Genomic DNA, 12,336 nt, shown 5'->3' on the forward strand with positions numbered 1-12,336 from the left:
TCCTCGACAGCAGGCGCTCGGCGCGAAGTCGGGTCCTTGAGTTCTGGCTCGGTGCCTGCGGTCGACGACGGGCGGCACCCGCACGGCCGCGCGTCATGCGCCGACCTGCCGGATGATCTCGGTCAGCACGTCCTGCAGCTCCTCCGCCTTGAAGGGCAGCCCGGCCACCTTCGTGTGGCTGACGACGTCGACGAGATACCGCGCGCGGATCAGCATCGCGAGCTGACCGAGATTCATCTCCGGCACGATCACCTTGTCGTAGGCGGCCAGCACGTCGCCGAGATTGCCCGGCATCGGGTTGAGGTGCCGCAGGTGCGCGGACGCGACCGACAGCCCGGCGGCCCGCACCCGACGGCAGGCCGCGCCGATCGGGCCGAACGTGGAGCCCCAGCCGAGGACGAGCACCCGAGCCCGTCCGTCGGGGTCGTCCACCGGCACGTCCGGCACGGTGATGCCGTCGATCTTGGCCTGTCGCAACCGCACCATGCGATCGTGGTTGTCGGGGGAATAGGAGATGTCCCCCCGACCGTCGGACTTCTCCAGCCCGCCGATCCGATGCTGTAACCCCGATGTCCCCGGCACCGCCCACGGCCGGGCCAGCGTCTCCGGATCACGCAGATACGGCCAGAACTCGGCGGAGCCGTCCGGCGCGTTCGGCTCCGTCGCGAAGGGCACCCGCAGGTCGGGCAGATCGTCCACCTCGGGGATCAGCCAGGGCTCCGAGCCGTTGGCGATGTAGCCGTCCGAGAGCAGCAGCACCGGAGTCCGGTAGGTGAGGGCGATCCGCACGGCGTCGAGGGTGACGGCGAAGCAGTCGGCGGGCGAGGCGGGTGCGAGCACCGGGACGGGCGCCTCGCCGTTGCGGCCGAACATGGCCTGGAGCAGGTCGGCCTGCTCGGTCTTGGTCGGCAGGCCGGTCGACGGGCCGCCGCGTTGGATGTCGCAGATCAGCAGCGGCAGTTCGGTCATCACCGCCAGACCCACCGTCTCGGCTTTGAGGGCGATACCCGGACCGGAGGTGGACGTCACGCCCAGCGCGCCGCCGTAGGCCGCTCCCAGCGCCGCCCCGATGCCCGCGATCTCGTCCTCGGCCTGGAAGGTCGTGACGTCGAAGCCCTTGTGTCTGCTCAGCTCGTGGAGGATGTCGGAGGCGGGCGTGATCGGGTACGTGCCGAGGAACACCGGCAGCTCCGCGAGCCTGCCCGCGGCGACGATGCCGTAGGCCAGCGCGGCGTTCCCGGTGATCTGGCGGTAGGTGCCCGGCGCCAGTTTGGCGGGCGCCACCTCATAGGTGACGGCGAAGGCCTCGGTGGTCTCGCCGTAGTTCCAGCCGGTGCGGAAGGCCACGACGTTGGCCTCGGCGATGTCGGGCCTGCGGCGGAACTTCTCCCGGAGGAAGCGTTCCGTGCCCTCGGTCGGCCGGTTGTACATCCAGGACAACAGGCCGAGGGCGAACATGTTCTTCGACCGCTCGGCGTCCTTCTTCGACACGCCCAGTTCGGTCAGCGCCGTCCTCGTGAGCGTCGCCATCGCCACCTCGTGCACCTGGAACCCCGCCAGGGAGCCGTCTTCCAACGGATTGGCCGCGTAGGCGACCTTGGCGAGATTGCGTTTGGTGAACTCGTCGGTGTTGACGATCAGGATGCCGCCCTCTGGCAGGTCGGCGATGTTGGCCTTGAGCGCGGCGGGGTTCATCGCCACGAGCACGTCGGGACGGTCGCCCGGGGTGAGGATGTCGTAGTCGGCGAAGTGCAGCTGGAAGCTCGACACGCCCGGCAGCGTTCCGGCGGGCGCTCGGATCTCGGCGGGGAAGTTCGGCAGTGTCGCGAGGTCGTTGCCGAACGCCGCCGCCTCCGAGGTGAATCGGTCGCCCGTGAGCTGCATTCCGTCGCCGGAGTCACCCGCGAAGCGGATGACGACGCGATCGAGCCGTCTGCCCGCCGTACGGGCCGCCGACCCCGTCGCGGACTCGGCATGGCCTGTGTCGTCGTGATCGGTCACCGTCATGGCTCGGTTCCTCACAGCTGTCGGGGACAACGGCGTGGTCGGGCGGGGAGCGCGGGGGCGAACTCCGATGTCCGGCCCGTGTTCGGTCCCCGCGGACGTGTGAGACGGCGCTACCGGGGACCGGCTGGAGCGTAGAAGGCGGCACTCGACGCGGGATCGGGCCGACAGGCTCAGGTCGTCGCGGCTCCCCCTAGGACTCCTGCCCGGGCTCGTCTCGCGCGGGCTCGTCTCTCGACCACCAGCGTACCGACGTATGAAGGTCGTACGCCTTAGATCTTTCGGGGGCCTATCGTGCCGGTCGGCCGCCCGGCCGGGACCCCGCCGTGCCCTCCGGCATCGCGGGCCGTTCCAGCAGCTTGGACAGCACCACGGTGGAGACGGTGCGGTCGATGAAGTCCACCGCGCGCAGCCGTTCCAACGCCGTCTCCAGATGCTGGATGCTCGCCGCGCGAAGATGCACGATCGCATCCGCCGCCCCCGAGACCGTGTAGGCGCCGACCACCTCGGGCAACGGCTCCAGTCCGACCCGGATCTGGCCGGGGGTCACGTTGCCGTGGCAGTACACCTCGACGAACGCCTCCGTGCCCCAGCCGAGCGCCTCTGGGTCCACCACGGCCGTGAAGCCGCGCAGCACCCCGAGATCGAGCAGCCGGTCGACCCGCCGTTTCACCGCGGGCGCGGACAGGCCCACGCGGGCGCCGATGTCGGCGAAGCTGGAGCGTGCATCCGCCACCATGCACGAAATGATTCGATGGTCAGTCTTGTCCATACGAAACATTCTGCCTATCAAGACGCAATAGTGCGGCGTTGTTCGTTCGTCTTCGACGATTTACATTTCGATCCATGACGGTGGCTGATGTGCGTGGTCTCGGCTCTCTCGACCAGACGGGCGGTCTCACGACCCTCCCGGTGCCCTCGGCGCCCGCCGAACCGAGACTGCCCCGTGCCCGGCGGTACCTCATGTGTCCGCCCGAGTACTTCGAGGTCGCCTACGCGATCAACCCGTGGATGGACCCCGACGTCGCGGTGGATCGGACCGAGGCGATGCGGCAGTGGCAGGAGTTGCGGGCGGTCTACGAGCGGCTCGGCCACACGGTGGAGGTGATCAACCCGGAGCCCGGCCTGCCGGACATGGTCTTCGCCGCGAACTCGGGCACCGTGGTGGACGGCCGTGTCCTGGGCGCCCGCTTCCGCGCTCCGGAGCGGGCCGCCGAGGCGGAGCACTACCGCCGGTGGTTCCTCGAGAACGGCTTTCGTGACGTGATCATGCCCGCCTGCACGAACGAGGCGGAGGGCGACTTCACGTGGACGGGATCGCTGCTGCTCGCCGGGACGGGGTTCCGCACCGACCCGGCCGCGCACGGCGAGGCGCAGGAGGCGCTGGGCGTCCCCGTGGTGTCGCTGCGACTCGTCGACCCGCGGTACTACCACCTCGACGTCGCGCTCTTCGTGCTCGCGGAGGCCGGCCTCGGCCGTACGCCGCTGGTGGCCTACCTGCCAAGCGCGTTCTCGCCCGGCAGCCGGGAAGTGCTCGGCAGGCTGTTCCCCGACGCGATCCTGGCGAGCGAGCAGGACGCGGCCTGTCTCGGGCTCAACGCCGTCTCCGATGGTCGGCACGTCGTGCTGCCGACGGAGGCGACCGGGCTGGGTGCCCAGGTCGCCGAGCGGGGATTCGAACCCGTGTTCGTCGACGTCGGCGAGCTCCGCAAGTCCGGTGGCGGCCCGAAGTGCTGCACGATGGAGCTGCGGTCCTGAGCGAGCCTCGGTGGCACCCGGGGATCGGGGCGGGCGCCGACGCTCGTCGATCGGTGCTCGGGCAGGCGTGGTCAGCGCGTCCGCCAGGCGTGGGCGGCGGTGCCCGCGCCCGCCGTCCGACTCCGCGGCGGCCGGCCTGCCCGTCGCCGGCGTGAGGCGTCGTGGCGTGCCGAACGCCGCGGCCGCCCGACGAGGCGGCGTCCGCGCCGGACCCGGCCGCGACCGACTGGACGAGGCTGACTGGACGAAGTCGGCCAGGCGAGCTCTAGACGAGGCCCGGCCACACGAGATCAGCCTGCCGCACCGCCCGGCCCGGCATCCGGGATCCATACCGTGGCGGCGAGGCCGCCCGCGGGCTGGGCGATCAGCTCCAATGTTCCGTCGTGGGCCGCCACGATGGCCGCGATGAGAGTGAGACCCGGGCCGTGACCCTGTGTACGAGCGGTCCCTCGATCACCGCGCCGAGGCGGTTCGGGAGCTGCTGCCCGCGACGGCCAATCCGGTCGCGCCGGAGGACGTGGCCGTGAGCAGGCCGTCGACGCGCTCGCCGTCCGCAACGCGGCGGACCAGGCCTTCACCGGCCTGCTCGTCGGCCTCGGCTCGGTGGCGCTGCTCGTCGGCGGCATCGGCGTCGCCAACACCGTGATCATCTCGGTGTTGGAGCGGCGACGGGAGATCGGTCTCCGGCGGGCGTTGGGAGCCACCCGAGGGCACATTCGATCCCGGTTCCTCACCGAGCCCCTCGTGCTGTCCACGCTCGGCGGGCTCGCGGGCGCCCTCCTCGGCGTCGGCGTGACCACGGCGTTCGCCGCGGTACAGGGCTGGCCGATGGTCGTCCCGGTGGAGGTGCTCGCGGCGGGCGTCGCCGCGACCGTGCTGCTGGGCGGACTGGCGGGCCTGTATCCGGCGGTGCGAGCGGCCCGTACCCCGCCGACGACGGCGTTGAGCGGCTAGACCCGCCGATCGGGCGCTCGTCGGGCGGCTTCGACCGGTCGTGCGTCGGATCGGCGCCGTGGATCCCGGATCAGATCGGGGCCGGGGCCTGACGGAGTGGTGCCGTCGACGCGACGGACCTTCGGCCCGGCCCGGCCCTGGTGCGGCGGCGTGCCGTCGCCGCGGCGACCTCGGGCCGGGCGGGTGGCACCCGGACGGGCGGACCCGGACAGGCGGGCAGGGACGGGCGGGCACTCGCGTCCGGCCTGACGTCGACGAGCCCGGCGCGCCGGGTCAGTCCGTCACGAGGGCGAACTCCTCGATCAGGCGGTTCTCGTGATGTACGGCGACGCGGTTGGATCGCGTCCAACTCTGCTCGATCGACACGTTGACGGCGCTCTCGTCGGATAACCGGGCATCGAACTCGGTGATCAGCCGCGCGGTCTTGGTCTTCACCAGTTCCCGTCCGTTCAGCAGGACGCTGAACCGGGAGACGAGACTGCCGTCCACGATGGCGACGGCGACGAGGTCGTCGCCGATCTGGATCTGTCGTCTGCGTCGAAACGTGTCCACTGCGAACCTCGATGTCATCGTGGGGTGACCTCTCGATCCTTTACCTGGGATTCTCCCATCGGACACCGTCAACCCGGATCGGCCCGGACGGCCTCGGACTCGGCTCGGCGTGGACGACGGTCGGTCGACCGCCGCCCCCGGCGTCGAGTCCGTCCCGTCGACTCGGGCGGTCCGGTCCCGGCTGCGCGCCGCGTGAACGGAACGGCCGAGTGGGCAGCGGCCCGCTAGCGTCGACGGCATGAAGGTCGTCGAACTGCTGCCGAGCCTGCACGTGATCGTCTTCGACCACGGCCAGGTCTATCTGTGGAGCGACCCGGACTCGCTGACACTGATCGACACGGGTCATGCGGGCTCCGGCGCGGACATCGCCTCGGCGATCCGCGGCCTGGGGAGACAGCCGACGGAGCTGAAACTCGTCATCCTGACGCACTGGCACCCCGATCACACCGGCTCGGCCGCGGAGGTCGCGGACTGGCACGACGGCGTCACGATCCTGGCCCACCGCGCCGACGCCCCGGTGATTCGCGGCGAGCGGCCGGGGCCGCCGCCGGTTCTGCTCGACTGGGAACGGCCGTTGCACGACCGCGTCACCTCCGGCGTCCCCGCCGCGCCGCCGGTACGGGTCGACCGGGAGCTGGTCGACGGCGAGCTGCTCGACTTCGCGGGCGGCGCGGCCGTGATCGCCGTCCCCGGTCACACCGACGGCAGCATCGCCCTGCACCTGCCCGTGCATCGGGCCCTGTTCACGGGCGACACGGTGGCGAACGTGGGCGGTCGGACCATGCTCGGCGTGTTCAACACCGATCGCGCGCGAGCCGCCGCCTCGCTGCACCTGATGGCCGGGCTCGATGTGGACCTGGTCCTGGTCGGCCACGGCGACCCGATCCTCGGCGAGGGCGCGGCCCGGCTCCGGGCGGCGGCGGCCGAGGCGGGCTGACCCGCTGGACGCGCGGGGCGGTGTCCAGAGCGGCGTGCTCTCGGTGAGTCGAGGCCGGTGAGTCGAGGCCGGGTCCGTCGTAGGAGGGGCCGACGGCGGGGACTGCCCTAGGTCGGAGTACTCGCCTGTCGCCTGCGCCGGCCCGCCACCCGCGGACCGTCGGCCCCGCGGATGGTCGGCCATGGTGTGACGAGGGCAGGCCCGAACCGCGGGCGATGCCCCGGTTCGGGCGGGGCCGGGCGGTCCGGGGCCGCCCGGCGCGAGTACGTGCTCCCGCCCACGACGCGGGCCACGCCGGGCGGGCGAACCCGTGCCCTCGGCGCGTCACGCGGAGTCGGTGAGCACCTCGCCCAACGCGCGGGCGTACATCCGGCCGGGGCTGGGCGTCGACGGCGGGTGAAGGAATCCGGGAAGCATGGGAGGACTCACGGCGAACGGTGCCAACCGCGAGTACAGGGCGTTCGCATCGGCGGGTCGATCCGCGGGCTGCTTCTCCAGCAGATCCAGCACGATGCGGTTCAACTCGAAGGGAACGCCCGGCACCGGCGGAGCGGGCTCCTTCACCTGGCGTTCGAACACCGCGTAGGCGGTCGGGCCGGTGAAGAGCTGTCTGCCCGTGAGCATCTCGTGCAGCACGCAGCCGAGGGCATAGAGGTCGCTGTGCGGCCCGGCGACACCCCGCTGGATCTGCTCCGGCGCCATATAGGCGGGGGTCCCGAGGATCTGCCCGGCCCTGGTGAAGCGCGCCGCGTCGGCCTCCCGCAGCATCGCGAGGCCGAAATCCAGGACCGTCACGCTCCCGTCCGGGCAGAGCATCAGGTTCGTCGGCTTGAGATCGCGATGGCAGATCGACAAGCGGTGGGCCGCCGAGAGCACCGCACAGGCCTGCGCGCCGATGGAGGCGACCCACTCCACCGGAAGCGGGCCGTGCTCGGCGATCAGATCCGCGATCGTGACACCCTCGATGAACTGCATGACCTGGAAGAGCCGCTGGTCGAACATGCCGAAGTCGAACAGCATCGGCGCGCCCGCGTGCTGCAATCGCGCCAGGATGCGGGCCTCCCGGATGAAGCGCAGTTCCGACTCCTCGTCGGGACCACCGGGTAGATACAGGAACTTCACCGCCACCCGCCGATCGAGATGCCGATCATGAGCGCCGTACACGGCGCCCATGCCGCCTCGACCGAGCGGAAGCTCTTCCAGCTCATATCGATCGGCGACGAGCATGCGCCCTCCCACGAAACACGCGATCCGGTACCCGCACCCTCTGCCCACGTCCGACGAAGGCCTGAGATCAGCCTGGCCGGAGGTGACCGTCGGCGAGGCCGTCGAGCCCGGACCGCACCAGGGCCGCACCCGCTTCGGCGGCCTGCCGGAGAGCGTCCTCCATGTCGACCAGTGCGCGGAAGGCACGACCATAGGCCTGCTGTTCGGCCGGCGGAAGCCGCGGCACCCGCACCCGACGTGCGTCCAGCCGACTGGAGCCCGACGGCGCGAGCCTGCCCGCGTGCCGGAGGAAGCCGGCGAGGAAGTCGGGGTCCAGTCGAGTCCGGTCCACCTGGTACGCCGTGAGGTGCGGGCCGAGTACCGCACCCCCGTGGGCGGCGACCCGCACGGGCCCCGTCGGCGCGGTCACCACGTCGCCGGGTTCCACCGACACGAGGTCATCGCTCGAGCGGGTCAGCCCGGAGGCGGGCCCGCCGCTCTCCAGGTCCACACTGGTCAGGACGGGGACGTCCCCGGCGCCCAGGACCATGTGCGGCGGTGCCGTCCGTACCAGGATCAGGCCCGCCTTCGTCAGCTCGCCGATCGTGGTCATCGGCAGGGCACGCCGCTCGTCGAGCACCGTCAGTTCCGGCGGCACGATCGAGGTCGCGCGGAACCGTTCCGACGCCGCCTGGAACTCGGCGCCCACCTCCGCGGTGGCCCGCGCCCGATGTCGAGCCGGGCTGACGTCGACGTCGTCGTCGAGCAGGTCGATGACCGCCACCATCGGATCGTCGGCTGACGGAGCATCGGCCTGCACCCGGTCCCACGCCGCCTCGATCTCGGCGGCGTCGCCCTCGGACTCCAGCAGCAGGACGTGCCGCGGCGCGCGATCGGCCGACTCCGGGCGCCGCAACAGCCACAGATCGGACAGCCCGGCGCCGAGGCTGATCACGGCCCGCAGCGCCCCCGCTCGAAGCAGGTTGGCGCGAATCCGTCTGCCCGGCCTGCGGCTCGCCGCCGACGGCGGCATCAGGATCGCCACGAGACCACCCGCTCGGACCCGGGCCAGACAGTGCTGCACCCAGGCGAGTTCCGGCTCGCCACGCGGTGGCAGCCCGTACTCCCAACGGGGATCGCCGGTCAGCTCGTCGTACCCCCAGGCACGGTCGTTGAACGGCGGATCGCAGACCACGACGTCGACGCCGTCCGCGCATCGGGGCCCGATCGAGTCCCGGCGCAGCGAATCACCGGCGACCACCGTCGCGTCGATGTCGCGAAGCAGCAGGCGCACGGCAGCGATGACCGCGGAGGACTCGTCGACCTCCTGACCCCAGGCCTGGTCGGCGGCGACGGCACACAGCAGACTGCCGAGCCCGCAGGCCGGGTCCAACACCGTGCCGTCCGAGGGGAACGTCAGCCGGGCGATCAGGGCGGCCTGCTCGTCGGAGGTGGCGAGCAGCCTGCGGGAATGCGCCTGTTGGTAGCGGGCGCACAGGAACTCGAAGGCCTCCAGGCACCCCTCCGTCGCCGCGAGCCGAGTCAGCAGCTGAGCCGAGTCGCCGTCGACGGCCTGACGCGCGGGTCCGTCGCCGCCGCCCGGCAGTCGCGCGACGCGGTGGTCGTCGCCGTCGTGGAGGCGCAGGAGTAAGGCGCCTGCGGCGGCCACGGACTCGCCCAGCCGCAGATCGTCGGCGCTCGCCCGGAGGTGCTGCCAGACCCGATCTCCCAGGGACACGGCTACCGGCTTGCCGTGTCGACGCAGCCAGGCCTCCACCTCACGGAGGGAGAACAGGGGGCTGGACGTCGTGCCGCCGACCGGTTGCGGGAAGTCGTCGTGCCGCCGCCGCCAGTTGCTGACGGCAGCCCGGCCCATGTCGACGAGCCGCGCGATGTCGCCGGTGCTGACGGTGGGCTCTGGATTCACGAGGCCCAGCCTAGTTCGCGTCGCGAGAAGACCCCACAAGCCTGATGCTTGTGAACAGTGTCCACAACTGTTCTACTGGAGTGCATGGGACACGGTGATCGGCGGTGGCTCGCGTACGCGGGCGGAACCGATACGGGACGGGGACGCTCCGTCAATCAGGACTCGGCGTACGCGAGCCCGCGGCTGCTCGCGGTCGCCGACGGAATGGGCGGCCATGCCCACGGCGAGATCGCCTGCTCGGTCGTCGTGGCCGCGCTCCACGAGCTCGACGCGAGCCTGTCCGATCCGCGCCCAGGGCGAGACCTGCTGCGCATGCTCGCGGACGGCGTGACCGACGCCTTCGCCCGACTGAACGCCCTCGGCGAGGCGCGGCCGGAGGCGGCGGGCATGGGCTCGACCCTGACGGCGCTGGCCTGGGACGGCTCCCGACTCGGCGTCGCGCACATCGGTGATTCCCGGGCCTACCGCTACTCGGGAGGCGTGCTCCGGCAGATCACGCGCGATCACACCCTGGTCCAGTCCCTGATCGACGCGGGCAGGCTGACGCAGGCGGAGGCCGAAGACCACCCCCGACGGTCGATCGTGGTGCGCGCCCTGCAGAGCGGCGGCCCGGAACCCGAGCCGGACCTGTTCCTCCTGGACATCACGGTGGGCGACCGACTGCTCGTCTGTTCGGACGGCCTGACCGCCGTCGTCTCCGACCACGCGATCGCCGACGTGCTGTCCGGCGTCCCCGAGCCCCGCGAGGCCGTCGCCCGACTCATCGACCTGGCCAACCGGGGCGGCGGTCCGGACAACATCACCTGTCTCGTGGCGGACGTGGTCTCGGCGCCAGTCGGTGCACCGGGGGGCGCGGGGCGCGGTGTGAGCGCCGGTCGCGGTGGGGGATCGGGGGCCGGTGTGGGCGGCGCGGGCCGGGGTGCCGCCGCGGGCGTGGGTACGGGCATGACAGGGGAGGAGAGGGCCGTCGTGGGCTCCGCCGTCGGTGCCGCCGGTGGTGTCACCAGCCCGGACACCGGTGCGACCGGTGGTGTCGTCGGCAGTGCCGGCGTCGGCGGGCTGACGCGGGCCGGCGTGGCGGCGCAGCACTCCGACCCAGACCGTGCCGCGGTCACCGTGCCGGGATCGACGGCAGGGGGCGTAGGCGGGGGGACGGGACCGATGGCAGCCGGCGTAGGCACCGGGTCAGGGCTGGGGGCAGCCTGCGGGCCGCCGGCTGGATGGGCTTCGACGACAGGCGTCGCCCCGGCCTGGGGCGACGTGTGGGTGTCGGGCGATGCCCGAGTGCTGGGGGACGTGCGGGTGGTAGAGGCCACCCGGCCCGACAGGCCGCCGGGAATGGCCTTGCGGTGCGGTGATGTCGGACCGGCGACGGCACCGAGCCTCGTCTTCGGCGCGGCGGCGTCCCGACCCGAGGCGGCCGGCAGGCTGCCAGCGCCTTCGGCGGGCGACCGCCGCCGATCGGGTGCCGTCGGAGCAGGATCGGGAATCGGAGCGGGACCGGGAATCCGAGCTGGAACCGCCGTCACATCCGTGCCGGGGTCTGAGCCCAGAGTCGGGGGGCCCGGAATCGGCCAGGCGACCAGACCCGGCCCTGAAGCTGGGGCTGGTTCGGGAGCCGGCACCGATCCTGAGGCTCGGAACGGCCCCGTGACTGAGACCGGCCCCGTGACTGAGGCCGGCTCTGGGAGCGTGACCGGCTCTGGGAGCTCGACCGACCCTCGAACCGGGTTCGGACCTGTGCTGGGAGACGGGCCCGGACGGTCGACAGCCGTCAGAGTCGGTTCCCGACCGCCGCAGCCCCCCGATCCCGGCGCGACCGAATCGCACACGGAACATTCGGCTGCCTGCGAGAACACCGAGGTGCCACGGCGACGTTCGCTCCGGCTGCCCCGCTGGTTCCGGCGGCTCCTCGGCGATTGAGCGACCCGGCCCTGCTGAGGTTGTCGACCGCTGCCGAAGGCGATCAGAGCGGGCGGCCGGTCAGGCGGACTGCCCGCGAGCCGTGTCGATCATGCCGCGGCGTCGATCAGGCTTGGGTCACCGATCAGATCGCGGCGTCGATCCGGCCGGGCGACGACCGGCGCGAAGCACCCTCCACAGTGGATCACCGTTCACGCCGGATCGCACCCGGAGTGCGTCGTCCAGCGAATCGGCCGGCGGACGGGGACAAGCCGTTCGCCGGCCGTGCTGTGGGGCGGGTCGGGCGGGACTGTGAGGCCGAGCGGGCCGGGCTGTGGGGCCAGCGTGAGCCGTGGGGCCGGGCTGTCCGGCCGGGCCGTCGAACGGGCGGGGTGCCTGCGGGGCCGCAGGATGTGCTTGGCGGCGCGATCGACCGAGGTGTGTCCTCGATCGGCGCAGGCCGTCGACGCGGGTATGACGTCGACGGAGGCGGATCATCGACCCGGGCCGATCGCACCGGCCACCGGCGCCGCCTCCGGTCAGCGGACGGCGGCGACCGCCTCGACCTCGACGAGTTGGTCGTCGTAGCCGAGGACGGTGACGCCGAGCAGGGTGCTCGGCGCGTCGTGATCGCCGAAGGCCTCCCGCACGCATTCCCAGGCCGTCACCAGGTCGGCCTGGCGGCTGGACGCGACATAGACGGTGCTCTTCACCACGTCGGAGAGGTCGGCGCCCGCGTCCTTGAGCGCGACACGAAGGTTGCGCATCGACTGGCGGGCCTGCTCCGCGTAGTCGCCGATCGCCACGGTGTTGCCCTCCGCGTCCAACGGACAGGCGCCTGCGGCGAAGACGAAGCGTGCGGGGGCGTCGACGGTGGAGGCATAGGCGTATTCGGCGACATCGGACAGTTCGGGGCTGCGGATCAGACGTACGGCACTGGTCATGACGAGAATCTATGTGCGGCCCCACCGCCGCTGCCACCGGATTCCGTGCTGGAGAGACACCGACGCCGACGCGGCGGCCGGCCGCGCCCGGCGGAGTGTTCTGCCCGCCGGGCACCATCCCGTCGGTCCGGCCGTTCGGTTCGCGACGGCAT

At 72.1% G+C, this 12,336-nt stretch carries 10 protein-coding genes; 4 read left to right on the plus strand and 6 right to left on the minus strand.

What is annotated here, in order from left to right:
* Positions 1 to 93: 93 nt before the first annotated feature.
* Both AHOG_RS02585 and AHOG_RS02590 read right to left on the minus strand, forming a co-directional pair.
* Positions 94 to 2,007 (minus strand): 2-oxoacid:acceptor oxidoreductase subunit alpha, encoded by a 1,914-nt coding sequence (locus AHOG_RS02585; protein WP_093939929.1) that lies wholly within the window; start codon positions 2,005 to 2,007, stop codon positions 94 to 96.
* Positions 2,008 to 2,293: 286 nt separating this feature from the next.
* A complete protein-coding gene (locus AHOG_RS02590) occupies positions 2,294 to 2,776 on the minus strand; it encodes an Lrp/AsnC family transcriptional regulator (protein ID WP_093939930.1) in 483 nt (160 codons plus the stop codon).
* A 74-nt stretch (positions 2,777 to 2,850) separates the two neighbouring features.
* Between AHOG_RS02590 and ddaH the strand changes: the two genes are divergently transcribed.
* Positions 2,851 to 3,762, plus strand: a complete 912-nt coding sequence (gene ddaH, locus AHOG_RS02595; RefSeq protein ID WP_093939931.1) for a dimethylargininase — start codon at positions 2,851 to 2,853, stop codon at positions 3,760 to 3,762.
* A 603-nt stretch (positions 3,763 to 4,365) separates the two neighbouring features.
* Positions 4,366 to 4,716 carry an ABC transporter permease gene (locus AHOG_RS02600; protein ID WP_245856525.1) on the plus strand — a complete coding sequence of 117 codons (351 nt, stop codon included), beginning with the start codon at positions 4,366 to 4,368 and terminating at the stop codon, positions 4,714 to 4,716.
* A gap of 273 nt (positions 4,717 to 4,989) precedes the next feature.
* Here the strand turns inward: AHOG_RS02600 and AHOG_RS02605 are convergent, their stop codons facing one another.
* Entirely contained in the window at positions 4,990 to 5,268 is a 279-nt protein-coding gene (locus AHOG_RS02605; RefSeq protein WP_093939932.1) for a hypothetical protein, read from the minus strand.
* 238 nt (positions 5,269 to 5,506) lie between these two features.
* Here AHOG_RS02605 and AHOG_RS02610 point away from each other — a divergent pair, with 238 nt between their 5' ends.
* Entirely contained in the window at positions 5,507 to 6,205 is a 699-nt protein-coding gene (locus AHOG_RS02610; RefSeq protein WP_093939933.1) for an MBL fold metallo-hydrolase, read from the plus strand.
* Between the two features lie 324 nt (positions 6,206 to 6,529).
* On the opposite strand, the gene AHOG_RS02615 is transcribed toward AHOG_RS02610, so the two are convergent.
* Together AHOG_RS02615 and AHOG_RS02620 are read right to left on the minus strand one after the other, a co-directional pair.
* A complete protein-coding gene (locus AHOG_RS02615; protein ID WP_093944095.1) occupies positions 6,530 to 7,432 on the minus strand; it encodes a serine/threonine-protein kinase in 903 nt (300 codons plus the stop codon).
* Positions 7,433 to 7,499: 67 nt separating this feature from the next.
* Positions 7,500 to 9,338 (minus strand): N-6 DNA methylase, encoded by a 1,839-nt coding sequence (locus tag AHOG_RS02620; RefSeq protein WP_093939934.1) that lies wholly within the window; start codon positions 9,336 to 9,338, stop codon positions 7,500 to 7,502.
* A gap of 204 nt (positions 9,339 to 9,542) precedes the next feature.
* On the opposite strand from AHOG_RS02620, the gene AHOG_RS30315 reads away from it, so the two are divergent.
* Positions 9,543 to 11,261 (plus strand): PP2C family protein-serine/threonine phosphatase, encoded by a 1,719-nt coding sequence (locus AHOG_RS30315; protein WP_483855345.1) that lies wholly within the window; start codon positions 9,543 to 9,545, stop codon positions 11,259 to 11,261.
* Between the two features lie 518 nt (positions 11,262 to 11,779).
* Here the strand turns inward: AHOG_RS30315 and AHOG_RS02630 are convergent.
* Positions 11,780 to 12,184 (minus strand): RidA family protein, encoded by a 405-nt coding sequence (locus tag AHOG_RS02630; protein WP_093939935.1) that lies wholly within the window; start codon positions 12,182 to 12,184, stop codon positions 11,780 to 11,782.
* Between the last annotated feature and the right edge of the window lie 152 nt (positions 12,185 to 12,336).

It is taken from the genome of Actinoalloteichus hoggarensis, from assembly GCF_002234535.1.
Taxonomy (GTDB): domain Bacteria; phylum Actinomycetota; class Actinomycetes; order Mycobacteriales; family Pseudonocardiaceae; genus Actinoalloteichus_A; species Actinoalloteichus_A hoggarensis.